The sequence below is a fragment of the Nonomuraea cavernae genome, assembly GCF_040655715.1.
GTDB classification, from domain to species: domain Bacteria; phylum Actinomycetota; class Actinomycetes; order Streptosporangiales; family Streptosporangiaceae; genus Nonomuraea; species Nonomuraea cavernae_A.
Window position 1 is genome coordinate 17,910 of sequence record NZ_JBFAKL010000029.1, and the last position, 17,769, is coordinate 35,678.

General features: G+C 72.8%; 14 protein-coding genes. 9 read left to right on the plus strand and 5 right to left on the minus strand.

The window, feature by feature from the left end; all coding sequences use genetic code 11:
• Nucleotides 1–18: 18 nt before the first annotated feature.
• The 3 genes from AB0I38_RS32570 to AB0I38_RS32580 are packed head-to-tail and all read left to right on the plus strand — an operon-like array spanning nt 19 to nt 2,950.
• Entirely contained in the window at nt 19–258 is a 240-nt protein-coding gene (locus AB0I38_RS32570; protein ID WP_189128151.1) for an acyl carrier protein, read from the plus strand.
• A gap of 34 nt (nt 259–292) precedes the next feature.
• The gene (gene fabF / locus AB0I38_RS32575) at nt 293–1,525 is read left to right on the plus strand and encodes a beta-ketoacyl-ACP synthase II (protein WP_358488792.1); all 1,233 of its coding nucleotides are present in this window, start codon (nt 293–295) and stop codon (nt 1,523–1,525) included.
• Nucleotides 1,526–2,950 (plus strand): acyl-CoA carboxylase subunit beta, encoded by a 1,425-nt coding sequence (locus tag AB0I38_RS32580; protein ID WP_358488798.1) that lies wholly within the window; start codon nt 1,526–1,528, stop codon nt 2,948–2,950.
• Between the two features lie 105 nt (nt 2,951–3,055).
• Here the strand turns inward: AB0I38_RS32580 and AB0I38_RS32585 are convergent, their stop codons facing one another.
• Entirely contained in the window at nt 3,056–3,550 is a 495-nt protein-coding gene (locus AB0I38_RS32585) for a DUF3145 domain-containing protein (protein WP_358488802.1), read from the minus strand.
• A gap of 174 nt (nt 3,551–3,724) precedes the next feature.
• Between AB0I38_RS32585 and AB0I38_RS32590 the strand changes: the two genes are divergently transcribed.
• The 4 genes from AB0I38_RS32590 (at nt 3,725) to AB0I38_RS32605 (ending at nt 8,467) form a co-directional block, all read left to right on the plus strand.
• Nucleotides 3,725–4,729, plus strand: coding sequence for a S8 family peptidase (locus AB0I38_RS32590; RefSeq protein WP_358488806.1), 1,005 nt, complete (start codon nt 3,725–3,727; stop codon nt 4,727–4,729).
• Nucleotides 4,730–4,803: 74 nt separating this feature from the next.
• Nucleotides 4,804–5,340 (plus strand): RNA polymerase sigma factor, encoded by a 537-nt coding sequence (locus AB0I38_RS32595; RefSeq protein ID WP_358488809.1) that lies wholly within the window; start codon nt 4,804–4,806, stop codon nt 5,338–5,340.
• Entirely contained in the window at nt 5,337–5,783 is a 447-nt protein-coding gene (locus AB0I38_RS32600) for a hypothetical protein (protein ID WP_358488813.1), read from the plus strand. Before AB0I38_RS32595 ends, AB0I38_RS32600 begins: the two co-directional genes overlap by 4 nt.
• A complete protein-coding gene (locus AB0I38_RS32605; protein WP_358488823.1) occupies nt 5,780–8,467 on the plus strand; it encodes a CHAT domain-containing protein in 2,688 nt (895 codons plus the stop codon). The genes AB0I38_RS32600 and AB0I38_RS32605 overlap by 4 nt, the downstream gene beginning before the upstream one ends.
• Here AB0I38_RS32605 and AB0I38_RS32610 read toward each other — a convergent pair.
• The 4 genes from AB0I38_RS32610 to AB0I38_RS32625 form a co-directional block, all read right to left on the minus strand.
• A complete protein-coding gene (locus AB0I38_RS32610; protein ID WP_358488826.1) occupies nt 8,407–9,219 on the minus strand; it encodes a sulfurtransferase in 813 nt (270 codons plus the stop codon). The two genes, AB0I38_RS32605 and AB0I38_RS32610, sit on opposite strands and share 61 nt — an antisense overlap.
• Nucleotides 9,216–10,343 (minus strand): alkaline phosphatase family protein, encoded by a 1,128-nt coding sequence (locus tag AB0I38_RS32615; protein ID WP_358488830.1) that lies wholly within the window; start codon nt 10,341–10,343, stop codon nt 9,216–9,218. The genes AB0I38_RS32610 and AB0I38_RS32615 overlap by 4 nt, the downstream gene beginning before the upstream one ends.
• Before the next feature lie 72 nt (nt 10,344–10,415).
• Nucleotides 10,416–11,006, minus strand: coding sequence for a DUF5998 family protein (locus AB0I38_RS32620; protein WP_358488834.1), 591 nt, complete (start codon nt 11,004–11,006; stop codon nt 10,416–10,418).
• Nucleotides 11,007–11,157: 151 nt separating this feature from the next.
• Complete coding sequence (locus AB0I38_RS32625; RefSeq protein ID WP_358488840.1) at nt 11,158–13,842, minus strand: bifunctional acetate--CoA ligase family protein/GNAT family N-acetyltransferase; 2,685 nt, start codon at nt 13,840–13,842, stop codon at nt 11,158–11,160.
• A 170-nt stretch (nt 13,843–14,012) separates the two neighbouring features.
• On the opposite strand from AB0I38_RS32625, the gene AB0I38_RS32630 reads away from it, so the two are divergent.
• Nucleotides 14,013–14,906, plus strand: a complete 894-nt coding sequence (locus AB0I38_RS32630; protein WP_358488846.1) for a carbohydrate kinase family protein — start codon at nt 14,013–14,015, stop codon at nt 14,904–14,906.
• Between the two features lie 59 nt (nt 14,907–14,965).
• Entirely contained in the window at nt 14,966–17,698 is a 2,733-nt protein-coding gene (locus AB0I38_RS32635; protein ID WP_358488852.1) for an ABC transporter substrate-binding protein, read from the plus strand.
• Nucleotides 17,699–17,769 lie beyond the last annotated feature (71 nt).

Consider the following 17,769-nt stretch of genomic DNA (forward strand, 5'->3'; position numbering starts at 1 on the left):
CAAAGGAGAACCACCGACATGGCTGCCACCGAGCAGGAGATCCTCGAGGGCCTCGGCAAGATCATCAACGAGATCACCGGCATTCCGGCGAGCGAGGTGACCCCCGAGAAGAGCTTCGTGGACGACCTCGACATCGACTCCCTGTCCATGGTCGAGATCGCCGTGGCCGCCCAGGACGAGTTCGGCGTCGAGATTCCCGACGACCAGCTCAAGAACCTCAAGACGGTCAAGGACGTCCTCACCTTCATCCAGCACTGAAGTCACACCCCTGATCGACAAGGAGCGCGAAAACGTGAGTGCGAACCGGGTACGTGTCGTCGTCACCGGGCTCGGCGCGACCACGCCCGTCGGTGGAGACGTCACCTCGACCTGGTCGGCGCTCCTCGCCGGTCAGTCGGGCGTCACGACCATCACCGAGGACTGGGTCGACACCGTCCCCGTGAAGTTCGCGGGGACGGCCTCCGTCGACCCGGCCGAGGTGCTGCCCCGGCCGGAAGCCCGCCGCCTCGACCGCAGCGAGCAGTTCGCGATGGTCGCGGCGCGCGAGGCGTGGCAGGACGCGGGCGCTCCTGAGGTGGCGCCCGAGCGCCTCGGCGTCGTGGTGTCCAGCGGCATCGGCGGCATCAACACCACCCTGTCCGCCTACGACACCTACAAGGAGCGGGGCTGGAACCGGCTCTCGCCCTTCACGGTGCCGATGCTCATGCCCAACGGCCCGGCCGCCTGGATCGGGCTCGACCGCGGCGCCCAGGCCGGCGTGCACGCGACCGTGTCCGCCTGCGCCTCCGGCGCCGAGGCCATCGGCTACGCGATGGACATGATCAGGTCCGGCCGCGCCGACGTCGTCGTCGCCGGCGGCACCGAGGCCGCGATCCACGGGCTCAACGTGGCCGCCTTCGCGGCCGCACGGGCCATGTCGACCCGCAACGACGACCCCGCCGGGGCGTCCAGGCCGTGGGACCGCGACCGTGACGGGTTCGTGCTCGGCGAGGGCGCCGGCATCATCGTGCTGGAGTCCGAGGAGTTCGCCAGGGCGCGCGGCGCCCGCGTCTACGCCTACGCCTCGGGCGTCGGCTACTCCGCCGACTCGCACCACATCACCCAGCCCGAGCCCGAGGGCCGGGGCATCATCATGGCGATGACCCAGGCGCTCAACGACGCCGACGTCACCGGCCTCGACGTCAAGCACGTCAACGCGCACGCCACCTCGACTCCCGCCGGGGACGTCATCGAGGTCAAAGCGGTCGCCAAGGCCATCGGCACCCATCCTCTCGTCACCTCGACCAAGTCCATGACCGGCCACCTGCTGGGCGGCGCGGGCGGCATCGAGTCGGTCTTCACGATCAAGGCGCTGCACGACCGGATCGTGCCCGCCACCATCAACCTGGACAACCTCGACGACGGCATCGAGGTGGATCTCGTCTACGGCGCCAACCGCAAGCTGCCCGAAGGCGACATCGCCGCGGTGAACAACTCGTTCGGATTCGGCGGCCACAACGCGACCGTCGTCTTTAAGGGAGCCTGAATGACCGTGCTCGACAACCGGGTGGTGACGTCCGGCTCCGATCAGGAGCCCGCGGATCCCCGCGACCCCGTCGTCCGTCTGTCCGCGCTGCTCGACGAGGGCTCGCTGCGGCTGATCACTCCTGAAGACAAGAGCGGCGCACTCGCCGCCATGGGCCGCGTCGAGGGTGTTCCCGTCGTCGCCTTCTGCAGTGACGCCCGCTTCCAGGGCGGCGCGATGGGCAGCGAGGGCTGCGAGCACATCGTGCACGCCTACGACGTGGCCGTCCGCGAACGGGTGCCGGTCATCGGGATCTGGCACTCCGGCGGTGCGCGACTCGCCGAAGGCGCCGAGTCGCTGCACGCCGTCGGCCGGGTCTTCGCCGCGATGACCAAGGCCTCCGGCGTGGTGCCGCAGATCTCGGTGGTCGTGGGCGCGGCGGCCGGTGGCGCCGCCTACGGCCCCGCGCTCACCGACCTGGTGATCCTGGCCGACTCCGGCCGCATCTTCGTCACCGGGCCCGACGTGGTCCGCAGCGTCACCGGCGAGGACGTCTCCAGCGCCGCGCTGGGCGGCACCGAGCCGCACAGCAAGCGCAGCGGCGTCGTGCACGTCACCACCAAGACCGAGACCGAAGCTCTGCTGCGGGCACGCCAGCTGGCCTCGCTGCTCGGCCACCAGGGCCGGGTGCGAGCCTCCGACGTCGGCGAGATCGACTTCTCCAGCCTGCTGCCGGAGTCGGCTCGCCGCGCCTACGACGTCAAGCCGCTGGTCAACGGCCTGCTCGACGAGCCGGGCATCGAGCTGCACCCCAAGTGGGCGCCGAACATCGTCACGTCGCTCGGCCGCCTCGGTGGCCGGACGGTCGGTGTGATCGCCAACAACCCGATGCGGCTCGGCGGCTGCCTCGACGCCACGTCCGCCGAGAAAGCTGCCCGCTTCGTTCGCATGTGTGACGCTTTCGGAGTGCCGTTGGTTGTCCTCGTGGACGTTCCGGGCTATCTGCCGGGGGTCGGTCAGGAGCATGACGGCGTCGTCCGGCGCGGTGCCAAGCTGCTGCACGCGTTCGCTGAGGCGTCGGTGCCGCGCGTCACGCTGGTCACGCGCAAGGCCTACGGCGGGGCGTACATCGCGATGAACTCCCGCTCGCTGGGCGCCACCAAGGTGTTCGCCTGGCCGACGGCCGAGATCGCGGTCATGGGCGCGGTCGCCGCGGTGCGCATCCTCAAGCGCCGCGAGCTCGCGGCGGCGCCCGAGGAGGAGCGGGCCGAGCTGGAGCAGCGGCTGGCCCGCGAGCACGAGAAGCTGGCCGGCGGGCTCGGCCGGGCTCAGGAGCTGGGCGTGATCGACGAGGTCATCGAGCCGCGCGAGACGCGCGGCGCGATCGCCAAGCTGCTCGCCCAGGCCACCCCCGCCAGGGGCGCCCACGGCAACATCCCGCTGTAAGAGCTGCCGAAAGGGTCCCGCACCGAAGTCAGGTGCGGGACCCTTTCGCTGTCCCCTTCACGGCCTGTCCGCCTCACGGAACGGCTGTCCGGAGGCCCGGGGAGGTCAGACGGCGGCGTGCAGCCAGCGGACCGGCGCGCCGTCGCCCGCGTACCGGAACGGCTCCAGCTCCTCGTCCCAGGGCTTGCCGAGCAGCTTGTCGAGCTCGTCCTCCAGCACGCAGCGGCCCTGGGCGGCCATCAGCATCGCCGCGCGGAGCCTGTCTTCGGGCACCATGATGTCGCCCGCCGCCCCGATGACCGCGCTGAAGGCGCCGAGCGTCGGCGTATAGGCATGACGGGACCCGTCGACCCCTGATGAGGCGTCCTCGGTGATCTCGAAGCGGATCCGCTGCCAGCCCATGAGGGAAGAGGTGATGGCCGCCGCGACACCGGGACGACCCTCCCACTCCGCCTGCGCTCGCACCACGTTGGGCGCGGCGGGTTGCGGCGTCCACGTCAGGTCCACGGGTACGCCAAGAACACCCGCGACCGCCCATTCGATATGAGGGCACAGCGCGGGCTGAGCCGAGTGGACGTAGATCACGCCACAAGCAGACACCGGACCTCCCGATCGGTACGAGGTGCGCCTTCCCCAACGGCCTCGTCCTGGGATGATCACAAGTGACTAGGGAGAGACTACCGTCGGTCGCAATCGGACACCAGAGGGGGGCCATACCAAGTTGTTGCGGCTGTGACGCGTGACACTGGCCCGAGCGCGGATAGATACCCGCTCATGGACATCGAACCTGTCGGCGCGGCGCTCATCCGGCCAGGCCAGCTGCTGACCGACCGTGGCGCCCTGTCCGCCGCGTCGCGCTGGACCCAGGCCGTCTCCGAGGCCGACGGTGTGTGCGTGATCCATCTGACGGCCGGCGCCGACGTCTGCGAGATCGCCAGAGACCTGCGCGAGCAGGGTTTCCGGGCCTCACCCAACCACGTCCTCGCCGCCCAGCCGCTCTTCTTCGGCGGGCCGGCCTCCCGGCCGTTCCCCGTCCCGCGCGTCCACCACCGGCCGGGCCGTGACCACTCGCCCGTGGTCGTGGGCCTGCTCGACACCGCCGTCGCCCCGCACCCGTGGTGGACGGGCAGCGACTGGTTCCGTGAGGTGGACGAGGAGGTGCCGCCGGGCGAGCAGGCCGGCCACGGGACCTTCCTGGCCGGCATTCTGGTGCGGCGGGCTCCGGGCGTGTCGCTCACCGTCCGCCGGGTGCTCGACGGGCAGGGGCTGGGCGACGAGGCCGGCGTGGTCCGGGCGCTGCACCGGATGCGGGAGGACCCACCTCAGGTGCTCAACCTGTCGTTCGGCGGCCACACCTTCGACGACCGCCCGCCTCCCCTGCTGGCCGACGCGCTCGGCGCGCTGCCCGACACGGTCGCGGTCGCCTGCGCGGGCAACACCGCGAGCGACCGCCCGTTCTGGCCGGCGGCGCTGCCGGGCGTCGTCGCGGTGGGCGCGGTCGACGAGAGCGAGGAGCACCGCGCCCCCTTCTCCGCGTACGGCTCGTGGGTCGACGCGTGTGCCCGCGGCACGTGGCTGACCAGCAGTTTCCTGGAACGTGACGAGTTCGCCGGCTACGCCGCGTGGAACGGCACGTCCTTCGCGACCGCCCTGGTCGCGGGCGCCATCGCCGACGCGGCGAAGGAGCGGCCGGCGCGCGAGGCGGCGGCGCGGGTGCTCGCCCCCGAGAGGGCCCGGCAAATTGCCGATCTGGGGGTTCTCGTCCCGTCGAATCTGTAGAGTTTACGCTCAGTCCTTGGCTGATCACGGGGAGGCAGCGTGGCCTCCTGGTGAGCCCGGGCGGAGGAGGCCGCATGCAGGAGCCACGCGATCCGGCGGAGTTGCTCAAGGCAGCGGCCGACGACGACCAGACGGCCTGGGATGAGCTCGAGTCGAGGTTCGGGCCGCGCATGTGGGCAGTCGCCCGGGTGTGCGGGCTGACCGAGGCCGATGCGGCGGACGCGGTCCAGGGAGCGTGGTTGCGTCTGCTCGAACACCTCCATGACATCAGAGAACCATCAGGCGTTGGCGCGTGGCTGGCGACGACCACCCGCCGCGAAGCGCTTCTGATCCTCAGGAAGGAGCTCCCCCGAGCGCCTTTCTTCGACGTCGCACTCGACTCTGATCCAGCGGCGGCCGTTCTGGAGGCCGACAGCAGCCGCATCCTCTGGAGGACGGTCTCCACCCTGCACGAGCCATGCCGCACACTGCTCCAGCTGGTCGCGACGGATCTTGGATACCAGCAGGTTGCACTGCGTCTGGGCGTGCCCCTTGGCAGCGTGGGCCCAACCAGAACGCGGTGCCTGGAAAAGCTGCGCACCTTGATCTCACTACAGGAGACGGTGCAATGATCAACGACGAGTACTTCCTGGCGGCCCTCCGGCTCGCCGCCGGGAACGACCCGATGCCCGGGCATGTTTCCGCTGCCGCACGCGATGCCTATGGGCTAAGGGTTCCTCAAGCGGTGACCGCCGCGCCTGCCGAAAGCGCCACGCCCCACGGCGTACGCGGCATCGACGGTTGCCAACTGGTCCGCTTCGTCGCGGCCGGCCTCACCTTCGACCTGGAGGTGACGGTGGGCGACGGGCTCATCGACGTCGCGGGGCAGATCGTCCCGCATCCAGGAGAGGGCACCCACGTCGATGTCCGGACCCCCCACCTGACGCTCACGAGGCGTCTCGCGCGCACCGGCCAGTTCGCGGCCACCGGCCTGCCTCCGGGCTGGCTCAGCGTGGTGTGCCATCGCCCTGGCCACCCGCCGGTCCAGACCCGGTGGGTGCGCATCCGCCCATGACGAAGAACAGCAGCAGGGGATCAGGCGCCGTCTCCGGACGGCGTCCCCCTGCTCCTGACCCCTCCCCTGCTCCTGACCGCCCCCTTGCTCCTGATCATCCCCCGCATTCGCCGCCTCCGGCCGAGGCGACCGGCGACGCCACGCCGCTGGTCCTGGCCGCCGAGGCGGCGGTGCTGCGTTCCATCGTGGACCCCGAGCAGGCGCTGCACGCCGGTCGCACCGTGCTGTCCGCGGCCGAGTCCTGCGGCGACGTGGAGGCGAGCGTGGTCGCCCTCAGGGCGATGGCTCTCGGCGCCCGCGAGCTGGGCGACCTCCAGGCCGCCGAGCGGCACCTGCGCCGGGCGATCGCGACGCCGAAGGCGCCCCGCGAGCGCCTGGCGCAGGCGCGGCTCTCCCTGGTGACGGTCCGCACCGAACGCGGTCATCCCCTGCAGGCGCTCCGGATCGCCGCGCTGGCCTGGGCCTACCTCTCGCCCCTCGACCGGGCCAAGCTCGACACGCAGCGCGCCGTGGCGCTCGCCCACCTGTGCCGCTACCAGGAGGCCATCGCCTCCTGCGATCGCGCCCTGCAGGCGCTGGTCGCCGCCCCCGGCACGATCGACGACCGCAGGTTCCTCGCGGGCGGGCTGCTCAACCGCGGCCTGGTCCACGCCTATCGCGGCGACTGGGAGTCGGCCTCACGCGACATCACCGCCTGCCTGCAGATCGCCCGGCACGCCGGGCTCGACCACCTGGTCCGCCTGGCGTCGGCCAACCTGCCGTTCCTCGCCGTACGGCGAGGCGACCTCGCGGGCGCGTTCGGCCACTACCGGGCGGCCGAGGACACCTTGTTCGGCTACCCCGAGCGCCTGGCGACGATGCGCGCCGACTTCGCCGGGGCACTGCTGGCCGCCCACCTCCCGGGCGAGGCCAGGGAGCTGCTCACCATGGCCGTACCCGATCTGGAGGCGTCCGGCGCCCTGGTGGCGCTGGCGGAGGCGCGGCTCAAGCTCGCCCAGGTGGAGTTGCTGACCGGCGACGCGCGCCGGGCACTGGCCGTGGCGGAGCGGGCCGAGCTGGAGCTGGCCGCCCAGGACCGCGAGGCGTGGCTGCCCCTGGTCAGGGAGGTGACGCTGCGGGCCCGGCTGATGCTCGAAGGTCCCACCTCCCGGCTGCTGGTCGACCTGGCGGACTGCGCCGACGAGCTCGAGACCGGCTCGGCCCTGGCGGCGGGTGCGGGCGCGCTCCGGCTCGTGGCCGCCGAGACGGCCCTGGCGCTGGGCGACCACCCGCTGGCCCGCGCCCAGCTGGCTCACCTGACCTCGCACGCGATTCCCGACGCGCCGCGGGTGCCCGAGGGCACCCGGCTGATCACCCTGTCCTCGGAGGCGCAGGCCGGACACCTCGCGCGGGTGTCGCGGATCCCGGCGCCGGTGCGCCGGCACGCGCTCGCGCTGGAGGCGTCGCTGCGGGACGACGTCCCGGGCGCGCTCCGCGAGGTTCGCGACGGGCTGGCCGAGGTGGGCAGCCAGATGGACGCGTTCGACGATCCGGCGCTGCGGGCGCACGCGGCGCGGGCCGGCGAGCGGCTGGCGGCGTTCGGGCTGAGCCTGGCGGTGCGCGACGGGTCTCCTGCCGAGGTGTTCGGCTGGGCCGAGCGCTGGCGGGCGGTGGCGGCTCCCGCGCACGCCGGCGGCACGGCCGACCCCGACCAGGTGCGGGCCGCGCTGGGTTCGGGGGCACTGGTCGAGTTCGTGGTCGAGGACAGATCGCTGCTGGCCGTGGTGATCACCGGCGAGCGGATGGTGCTGCGGCGGCTCGGTGACCTGGGGCCGATCACGGAGGCGCTCATCCAGCTGCGCTACGCCCTGCGCAGGAGCAGCCTGGGCGACTGCGGGCCCGGAGGCGGGCTGGTCGGGCCGACGGCGGAGGAGCTCGAACGGCTGCTGTTCGGGCCGATCGAGGCCGAGCTGGGCGACCGGCAGATGGTGGTCGTACCCGCCGGAGTGCTGCACACGCTGCCCTGGGGCGCGCTGCCGTGTTTGCGCGAACGCCCCGTGAGCGTGGCCGCCGGCGCGACCGCGTGGCTCGCGGCCCGGCGGCTCGGGCCCGTCCCGTCCTGGCCACCGGTGGTGGCCGCGGCCGCCGGGCCGGGCCTCGCCCACGCCGGGGACGAGGTCCGCCGGGTGCTCGCCCTCCATCCTCGCGGCCAGGAGGTGGCCGGACGCACCGGCCCTGTCCTGGACGCGCTGGTCACGGCCGACGTGCTGCACCTCGCGGCGCACGGCGTGTTCCACGCGCGCAGCCCGCTGCTGTCGGCCATCACGCTCGAGGACGGCCCGCTCATGGCCTACGACCTGCTCGGGCTCACGCGTACGGCCAGGCTGGTGGTGTTGTCGGCGTGCGACTCGGGCATGGCCCGCACCCCGGCCGAGGGCGCGCCGCTCGGGCTGGCCGGCACGTTCCTGGCCAGGGGCACGACCTGCGTGGTCGCCGGGATGGTGCCAGTGCGCGACGCGGACGCGCTGGCCGTGATGACGTTGTTCCACGAACTGCTCGCCACCGGCTGCCCGCCCGCCTCGGCCCTGGCCTCGGCGGCGGCCAAGACGGGGGTGCTGGGCTTCGCCTGTTTCGGCGCGGGCGATCAGCCGGTCGCGACCGGCCTGCCCGGGTCGGCGACCCAGTTGGACCACGACCCCACGTAGAGGGCGCCGGGCAGGCCCGCCACCTCCAGCGCCAGCACCTGGTGGGCGGCGTTCACCCCTGACCCGCAGTAGGCCCCGGCCACCGCGTCCTCGCGGACGCCGAGGTCGCGAAAGCGCGCCAGCAACTCGCCGGACGGCAGGAACCTGCCGTCGGCACCGAGGTTGTCCGTGGTCGGCGCGCAGACCGCGCCCGGGATGTGACCGGCCAGCGGGTCGACCGGCTCGACCTCCCCGCGGTAGCGGGCCGCGGCCCGGGCGTCGAGCAGCACCCCGTCACCGGCGAGCGCTCCCGCCTGGTCGGCGGTCAGCACGGGCATCGCGCCCGGCCTGGCGGTGAACCCGCCCGGGACGATCTCGGGGGCCTCCTTCGCCGTCGGCAGGCCGGCCTCGGTCCAGGCGGTCAGGCCGCCGTCGAGCACGCGTACGTCCTGGTGGCCGAAGTAGCGCAGCGTCCACCAGGCTCTGGCGGCGACGGTGGCGCCGGCGTCGTCGTAGACCACCACGGGCCGGTCGTCGTCGACGCCGAGCCGCCGCATGGCGGCCTCGAAGCCGGCCGCTGAGGGCAACGGGTGGCGGCCCTGCTCGCCGGGCGGCGCCGCGAGGTCGGTGTCGAGGTCGCAGTATGCGGCCCCGGGCAGGTGCCCCTCCCGGTAGAGGTCGATCCCCGGCGGGCCGCCGAGGCGCCAGCGCACGTCGAGCACGGTGGCGTCGCGAAGCGCGTCGAGGTCGGTGGGAGTGATCAGCGGGCTCATCGGGTGGATACCTCCAGCAGCGGAATGTACTGCTCGGCGGCGGTCATCGAGCCGTGGTAGCCGGTGAACACCGCCTCGATCTTGTGGATGGTGGGAGCGGTGAGGGCGAGATCGGTGTAGGGGACGGCCAGGACGTCGCCGATGCGCGGCAGCCACTCCGTCCGCACCGTCGGCCCGAACCAGCCGGACTCGACGGCCTCTTGCCTGGACACCACCCAGGCCTGGCCGGCCAGCGTCTCGCGCCAGGCGTCAAGCACCTCGCCGGCGGCGCCCTCCTCGGTGTAGACGTGGCGTGCCCGGGCCTCGCCGCCCAGCAGGGCGACCCCTCGCATCAGCGCGGGCTCGCCGTCGACCTCGATCTTGTCGGAGGCGTTGACCATGCCGTGATCGGCGGTGACGTAGAGAGCGGAGCCGCCGGGCAGCGTCTGCGCGAGCCGCTCGGCCATCTGGTCGACGATCGCGAGCTGCGTCAGCCACTCGTCGCTGCCCCACCCGGTCATGTGACCGACGGCGTCGAGATCGCCGTAGTAGACGGTGACGTACGCGGGCGCCTCATGGAGCGCCTGGCGCACCCTGGCGACGCGCTCCTCGATGGGGTCGGCGGCCAGGTAGCGCACGCCCCTGTGGACGGCCTGGGTCAGCCCGCTGCCTTCGAACGCGGCCGGGGCCACGTAGCTCGCCGTGATCCCGGCCGCCGCGGCGCGCTGGAAGACGGTGGTGGCGGGCTGCCATTCGAGAGGGTCCATGACCATCTTGTCGGGCAGCGTCCAGCGCAGGCAGTTGAAGAGGTGGCCGGCGCCGGGAACGGCCAGCGTGAGCCCCATCATCCCGTGCTCGCCCGGCGACAGCCCGGTGCCGAGCGAGCACAGGCTGGTGACCGTCGTGGCCGGGAAGCCCGCGGTGAGCGTGGTGCGGCCGGCGGCGGCGAGGAACGGCGCCACGTCGGCGTGGGCGCGCAACAGCTCGGCTCCGAGGCCGTCGACGAGGAACAGGCAGATGTTCCGGGCAGGCTCGAGGCCGAGCACGTTGTGCTCGTCGAGGCCCAGGGCGGCGAGTAAGGAGCGGGGCAGGTCAGCCAGTGACGACCCGCCGTACGCCGGAATCAGGGGCGTGTTCTCGACCATTCTCCGAGCTTAACCGCGTCCCTGGTCGCGCCGGAGCCATGAGGGGGCGGCGCCGGCTCGTGGTGGCGCCGGTCAGGTGGCGGCGCGGGCGGTGGCCTCGGACAGCGCCTTGGCGAAGGCGAGGACGTGGGTGACCGCCTCAGGGCCGTCGGCGGCCTCGCTGACCCGCAGGGACAGGTCGTCGGCGGTGATGGCGCCGGTGTAGCCGTGGTCGGCCTCGCAGTTTTCGTCGCCGCAGGTGGCCGGCTCGAGGTCGACGTGGGAGATGGCACCCCAGCCGATGGTGAGCGTGACCTCGGTGGGAGGAACGCCCGGCGCGTAGGCGGCCGGGTCGGGGACGACGCGGGTGACCGCGACCGACTGGACCCGGCTCAGGCGGACGGCCTCGGTGGTGGTCGAGGCGTAGGAGGTCGAGACTCCCTCGACCGCCGGGTGCTCGTCGGTGTGGCAGACCAGCAGCCTCGTGGCCGACAGCACCAGGACCGTGACGTGCCTGCGCACCTCCATGGCCGGGTCGAACGTGGCCTCGTGGTGCACCACGTAGGCGGTCACGGCCTCCTTGCCCAGCGCTGACTCGACCGCATCGGTGACGAGGTCGGGGTAGTAGCCGCTGCGTTCGATCGCTTCACGCAGGCCCGCGGCTGAGACTCGGGTTTCCCTCATGGGTCCATCCTGCCAGGAGCACGCAGTGCCCTCACCCCTCGCGCATAACGACCTATAACGTCTTTTATCTGCTCATCGCGATATCCAGAGTTGAAGATTGCCGGCGTTTCCGGGTTCGCCTGGGTGGTCGCCGGTGTCCCGGGCCGCCTGGTCAGGACAGCCGGCGCGGGCCACCGTCCAGGCGGGGGCCGGGTGGTGTCCGGAGGGTGGCCCGGGCGCCGAGGATGATCACACCCGACTCGCCCACCAGCACTTGGTCGAGCTCCAGCCGCGCCATCTCGGGCAGGTCGGAGGCCATCCGCCCGACGCGTACGAGAAGGTCCTCCAGAGCGCCGACGGCCACGGGCGGGTAGCCGTACTCGCCGAACAGGAGCGGGGCCGCGCGGACGGAACGTACGAGGGCGCCGGCGTCCTCCTTCGTCAGCGGCGCGAGCCGGAACCCCTGGTCGAGCAGCAGGCGCGCGGTCACCTCGCCGAGCCCGAACGAGACGACCGGCCCGAACGCGGGGTCCTCGACGACGCCGACCACCGTGGGAACGGCAGGTTGGGGCGCCATGCGCTGCACGGCCAGCTCGGTGCCGGCACCGAGCTGCTCGGTGAGCTCGGCATAGGCGTGCCGGATGCCGTCGGGCGTGGCCAGGCCCAGCCGCACGGTGCCGGCCCGGCCGGCCGCCTCGGGGCCGGCGGCCTTGAGCACGACGGGCCAGCCGACCCGTCCGGCCGCCTCGACCGCCTCGTCGGGCGAGCCCACCACCTCGGCGGGCCACACGCTGAGGCCGTAGCGCGAGAGCAGCTCGGCGGCGTCGACCTCGACGGGCGGCCCCGGCTCGGCGAAGGACCCCAGAGCCGGCGACGTCTCCCCTCCGGCGACCGAGCCGTCGGGCTCGTCCGTGGTGGCGGCGAGGGTCTGGCGGACCAGGTCGCGGGCACCGTCGGTGTCGATGTCCTCCAGCTGGGGCGGCGCGACCACGGGATGCGAGCGCCACGAGGCGTAGCGCACCACGTGGGCCAGCGCCCTGACGGCCTCCTCCGGCGCCGGGTAGGACGGGATGGAGCCCCGGCCAGGGGTGGCGCCCACGCTGAGTGAGGGGTGCATGCCGTTGTGCCCCTCGAAGGTGGCCAGCACCGGCTTGCCCGCCCCCTCCGACACGCGCAGCAGCTCGGCCGCCACGTCGTCGGAGTCGCCGGGCAGGGGCGGCATGTAGATCACGACCGCCGAGTCGACCGAGTCGGAGGCCAGTTGCTCGGCCAGGGCCGCCCCGAACTCCGCCGCGCCTGCCCGCGGGCCGAGGTTGGCCGGGGTGCCCGGCGACAGCCCGGCGGAGACGCAGGCGTCGGCGGCGAGCAGCCCGAGCGCGTCGGAGTTGGTGACCAGCCCGACCCGGGGACCGGCGGGCAGCGGCTGGAAGGCGAGCAGTTCGCCCACGTCGAACAGCTGGATGAGGTCGTCCACCCGGATCAGCCCGGCCTGCTCGAACAGGGAGCTGATCGCGGTGTCGGGCAGCCCGAGCTCGCGGGCGGAGTGACCGGCCGGGGTGCCGCCGCTCTTGACCACCACGATCGGCTTGGCTCGGGCGATCCGCCTGGCCAGGCGGGCGAACTTGCGCGGATTGCCCAGCGACTCCAGGTAGAGCAGGATCACCTCGGTCGAGGTGTCCTCCTCCCAGTACTGCAAGAGGTCGTTGCCCGACACGTCGGCCCGGTTGCCGGCCGAGACGAACGACGAGATGCCCATGCCACGCTGGGCCACCCGCTGGAGCAGCGCCGTGCCGAGCGCGCCCGACTGGCTGAAGAAGCCGACGCGTCCCCTGCCGGGGACGGTGGCGGCGAGCGTGGCGTTGAGCTTGACCGCGGGGTCGGTGTTGGCGATGCCCAGGCAGTTGGGCCCCACCACGCGCAGGCCGTAGGCGCGGGCGATGCGGGCGAGCTCGTCCTGCCTGGCCCGGCCCTCGGCACCGGTCTCGCCGAACCCCGACGACACCACGACCAGCCCGTGCACGCCCTTCTCGGCGCATTCCTTGACCACGTCGGCGACGCTCCCGGCGGGCACCGCGACCACGGCGAGGTCCACCTCGTCGTCGATGGCCGTGACGCTCGGGTAGGCGCGCACCCCGGCCACGGCCCGCACCTCGCGGTGGACCGGGTAGACGGGACCGGTGAAGTCGGCGGCCAGCAGGTTGCGCAGCACGGTCTGGCCGATGCCGCCCGGCTCGCGCGAGGCGCCGATCACCGCGACGGAGCCGGGGGCGAGCAGCCGGGCGATGGACCTGGCCTCCGCGCGGTGCTCGCGCGAGGTCGTCACCTCGGCGGAGACGTCGGTCGGGGTGAGGTCGAGCGTCATGCGGACCACGCCGTCGGCGAACCGGCTCTCGGCGGTGTAGCCGGCCTGCCGCAGCACTCCCATCATCTTCATGTTGGCGGGCAGCACGTCGGCGACGAACCGCTCGATGCCGTGCTCGCGGGCGGTGGCGGCCAGATGCTCGAGCAGCACCGAGGCCACTCCCCTGCCCTGGTGGGCGTCCTCGACGAGGAAGGCCACCTCGGCCTCGCCCGGGCCGGTCCTGTCATAGCGGATGACGGCCACCATCTCGGTGCCGATGGTGGTGATCAACGCCACCCGGTCGACGTAGTCGACGTTGGTGAACCAGGCCACTTCCCGGTCGGACAGCCTCGGCCTCGGCCCGAAGAAGCGGAAGTAGATCGTCTCCTCGGACAACCGGGAGTAGAAGGCGCGCAGACGGTCGGCGTCGGCGGGCCTGATCGGACGCACGTGCGCGGTGCCGCCGTCGGCGAGGACGACGTCGGCCTCCCAGTGGGCGGGATAGTGAGCCTCCACACCCCGAGCGTAGCCGCGCGTCCCGGATGCCAAGACCCGGCCGTCCGTTGGGCAACGCTTGTGCATCGACTGATGCCCGGTGTCGGGGGTCCGCCCCACGAGCAGCCCTGAAGCTGTTAGCTTTGCCGTGGCCAGGCTCGTTCTGTAGGCAGCAGCAAGGTGGTGGCATCATGACGCGGGTCGTCGTGGTGGGCGATCTCATGACCGACGCGGTCGCCCGCGCCCGTTATGCACTCGCCAGGGCCAGCGACACCCCGGCGGTCGTGACCATGCACGGTGGCGGTTCCGGGGCGAACATCGCATCCTGGCTGGCGGTCGAAGGCGCGGAGGTGGCCTTCATCGGGCGCCGTGGCGCCGATATCACCGGCCGCAACCGCGATATGGAGTTGATGGGCTACGGCGTCGACGCCCGGCTCGTGATGGATCCGGAGCGGCCGACCGGCACCTGTGTGGTGCTCGTCACGCACAAGGGCGAGCGCACGATGCTCTCCGACCCGGGCGCCAATGCCGCCCTCTCGCCGGAGGACCTGCCGCGTGACCTGTTCAACGGCGGCGGCCACCTGCACCTGTCGGGCTACACACTGATCAACGAGGGCTCCCGCGACGCGGGTCTCGCGGCGCTCGACATGGCCCACCACTCGGGCATGTCGATCACGGTCGACTGCGCCTCGTCCGCGCCTCTGGACCGTACGGGCGCCGAGCCGTTCCTTGAGTGGACGAGTGGCGCCAAGCTGCTGTTCGCCAACATCGACCAGGCCAAGGTGCTGACCGGCCGCGATGATCCCGAGGCTGCCGCCAAGGTGCTGACCGCGTGGTTCCCGCAGGTCGTGATCAAGCTCAACTCCGAGGGTGCGCTGTGGTTCGGCAACGGCCGCCCCGACCCGGTCCGGGTGGCCGCCGATCCGGTCGACCGGATCATCGACGGCACGGGTGCGGGCGACGCGTTCTGCGCCGGGTTCCTGCCGTCGTGGCTGGCGGGCAAGCCTCCGGCCGAGTCGCTGGCCTCCGGTTGCCGGCTGGCCACCAAGGCGATCACGCACCTGGGAGCACGCCCCCGGCTCTAGTGCGGATCTTCCGGCTCGTTCTATCGTGAGAGGCCCGATGTCTCTCCAGAAGGAGCTGGATGCTGGGCGTGCGTCCGTTACGGCCGGGCGACCCTGAGTCGGTCGGCGATTACCCGGTCACCGGGTTCCTCGGCGAAGGCGGCCAGGGCAGCGTCTACCTGGGTCTGTCCCCCTCCGGCGAGCGCGTCGCGATCAAGCTGCTGCACGCCCGGTTCGCCGACGACGAGCAGGCCGTGCGCCGCTTCCGCCGCGAGGCCGAGGCCGCGCGCCGGGTCGCGGAGTTCTGCACGGCGCGGGTGCTCGAGGTGGGCGCGGTCGATGACCGGCCGTTCATCGTCGGCGAGTACGTCGACGGGCCGTCACTCCAGCACCAGGTGACCACCGAGGGTCCCATGCGCGGCCAGGTGCTGGTACGCCTGGCGATCGCGACCGCCACGGCGCTGGCCGCGATCCACCGGGCGGGCGTGGTGCACCGTGATTTCAAGCCGAGCAACGTGCTGCTCGGCCCCGACGGGCCCCGGGTGATCGACTTCGGGATCGCCCGGGCACTCGACGTGAGCCAGAGCCTGACGACGAGCGTGGTGGGCACGCCCGCGTACATGGCTCCGGAACAGTTTCACGGCAGGCCGGAGCCGGCCAGCGACGTGTTCGCGTGGGCGGGCACGATGGTGTTCGCGGCGACGGGGCGAAGCGCGTTCGGGTTCGGGACGCTGCCGATGGTGATGCACCGCATCCTGAGTGCCACGCCCGACCTGTCCGGGGTGCCGGAGCCGCTGGCGGCGCTCCTCTGGGCCGCGCTCGGCAAGGATCCCCGGTTACGGCCGACGGCCGAGCAGGTGCTGGGTGAGCTCATCCGGTCGAACGCCCCCGCCGGTACGACCACTCCACCGCCGCCTTCCGGGCCACCCGTGCCGGGACTCCCGGCTCCGGGCGCACACCACCAGGCGCCACCGGCCCACGTGGGCCCGCCATCCCAGGCCCATCAGACGCCGCCTGCCCACGTGGGCCCGCGATCCCAGGCAGCGCCGGGTCCTGGCGGCAGCGGCTCCCGGCGCAGGGTGCTGGTGCCGGCCGTGGCGGTGGCGACGGCCCTCGTGATCGGGGTGGTCACCTGGCTGGTCAGCCGTGGCGACACCCCGGCCGGCTCGGGGCAGCCGGGAACGGCCACCGGACGGGCGACCGGCCAGGACGCGGCGGTGGCGGCGATCGCGAACCCGTCTAACAGGACCGGCGGGACAGTCCGTGTGGCCTCGGGCTCCGCCCTGGACTCCACCGACCCGGGCGACGCCTACTTCCCCGACACGCTGAACCTCATCCGCCTCTACGGCCGGTCGCTGACGATGTTCAAGCCCGCCCCTGGCGCGGCGGGCACGCAGATCGTCCCCGACCTGGCCGAACGACTGGGACAGCCGAGCGACGCCGGCAAGACCTGGACCTACACGCTGCGGCGGGGCGCGAAGTACGACGACGGCGCCCCGATCACCTCGGCGGACGTGAAGTACGCGGTGCTGCGCAGCATGGACGAGGGCTTCGCCAACGGCTCGGCCCACTTCGACGAGCTGCTGGCCCTGCCGACCGGCTACCAGGGGCCCTACAGGTCGCCGAGCGCGGACACCGACTCGGCCATCGAGACCCCCGACGACCGGACGATCGTCTTCCATCTCAAGGAGCCGTACGGCGCCTTCGACCAGGTCGTCCAGCTCCCCGAGACCGTACCGGTGCCCCGAGGCAGGGACACGCGCGACAAGTACCGCTTCGCCGTCGCGTCGTCGGGGCCGTACATGTTCGAGAGCGCGACGGAGCAGCGGCTCGTGCTGGTGCGCAACGAGCAGTGGGATCCCGCGACCGACCCCAACCGCACGCGGCTGCCCGACCGGTTCGAGATGGACTTCGGCCAGGACGCGGCCGAGGCGGCCAGGAAGTTGTCCGCCGGCGAGGTCACCTTCGGGCCGCCCGTGACGCAGGAGCAGGAGGCTGAGATCTCGGCCTCCTCTGCGCTGCGGAGCCGGTCGGACACACCGCTCACCGGCGGCGTCAACTATCTGGCGATCAACCCGCAGGTGGAGCCGTTCGACGACCCCGGCTGCCGGCGCGCGGTGATCCAGGCGCTGGGTCTCGCGGCGGTGCCGCAGGGGTTCCGCACCGGGCTCGGCGCGGGTCAGGTGCCGACGTCACTGGTGCCGCCGTCGATCCCGGGCACGCACGCGCCGATTCCCGGGCTGACCGCGAACGGCGACCCGGACGCCGCCCGGCGCTCGCTCGCCGCCTGCGGCGAGCCCGGCGGGTTCGAGACCACGTACATCTACCGTGACGTGCCCGGCGAGGCCGCGGCCGCGCAGGCGGTGCGTACGGCCCTCGGCAGGGCCGGCATCCGGGTCACTCCGCGGGGTCACCAGGTCGCGGAGTTCCACCAGAGGTACGGCGGCAACCCGGCCTACCTGAAGAAGGAGGGCATCGGGCTGATCGCCAAGACCTGGGCGCCCGACTGGCCCGACACGGGGTCGTTCCTGTCCTTGCTGGCCGACAGCAGGCAGATCACCAAGGAGTATTCGATCAACGTGAGTGTCCGCGTGCCCGCGATCGACTCCCTGGTCGACCAGGCCACACGTGAACTCGACGGCACCGAGAGGGCCGCCCTGTGGGCGCGGGCCGAGCAGCGGATCGCTGAGGAGGCGGTGCTCGTGCCGCTGGTCTGGCGGCGCACGCTGCTGCTGCGCGGCCGGGACGCGACCAACGTGCACGTCAGCCCGGTGTACGGCAACTACGACCTGGTGACGATGGGCGTGGCCTGAGCCGGGGCCTGACCAGTCCGATCGACCGGCCCCCCGACCAACCGGCCCGACCAACCGCGCCCGACCAGCCC

What these genes read in the sequence shown, in the direction of transcription:
- AB0I38_RS32570 (WP_189128151.1), top strand. Translation starts at nt 19, where the DNA reads ATGGCTGCCACCGAGCAGGAGATCCTCGAGGGCCTCGGCAAGATCATC.
- AB0I38_RS32580 (WP_358488798.1), top strand. Translation starts at nt 1,526, where the DNA reads ATGACCGTGCTCGACAACCGGGTGGTGACGTCCGGCTCCGATCAGGAG.
- AB0I38_RS32590 (WP_358488806.1), top strand. Translation starts at nt 3,725, where the DNA reads ATGGACATCGAACCTGTCGGCGCGGCGCTCATCCGGCCAGGCCAGCTG.
- AB0I38_RS32595 (WP_358488809.1), top strand. Translation starts at nt 4,804, where the DNA reads ATGCAGGAGCCACGCGATCCGGCGGAGTTGCTCAAGGCAGCGGCCGAC.
- AB0I38_RS32600 (WP_358488813.1), top strand. Translation starts at nt 5,337, where the DNA reads ATGATCAACGACGAGTACTTCCTGGCGGCCCTCCGGCTCGCCGCCGGG.
- AB0I38_RS32605 (WP_358488823.1), top strand. Translation starts at nt 5,780, where the DNA reads ATGACGAAGAACAGCAGCAGGGGATCAGGCGCCGTCTCCGGACGGCGT.
- AB0I38_RS32610 (WP_358488826.1), bottom strand. Translation starts at nt 9,219, where the DNA reads ATGAGCCCGCTGATCACTCCCACCGACCTCGACGCGCTTCGCGACGCC.
- AB0I38_RS32615 (WP_358488830.1), bottom strand. Translation starts at nt 10,343, where the DNA reads ATGGTCGAGAACACGCCCCTGATTCCGGCGTACGGCGGGTCGTCACTG.
- AB0I38_RS32620 (WP_358488834.1), bottom strand. Translation starts at nt 11,006, where the DNA reads ATGAGGGAAACCCGAGTCTCAGCCGCGGGCCTGCGTGAAGCGATCGAA.
- AB0I38_RS32630 (WP_358488846.1), top strand. Translation starts at nt 14,013, where the DNA reads ATGACGCGGGTCGTCGTGGTGGGCGATCTCATGACCGACGCGGTCGCC.
- AB0I38_RS32635 (WP_358488852.1), top strand. Translation starts at nt 14,966, where the DNA reads ATGCTGGGCGTGCGTCCGTTACGGCCGGGCGACCCTGAGTCGGTCGGC.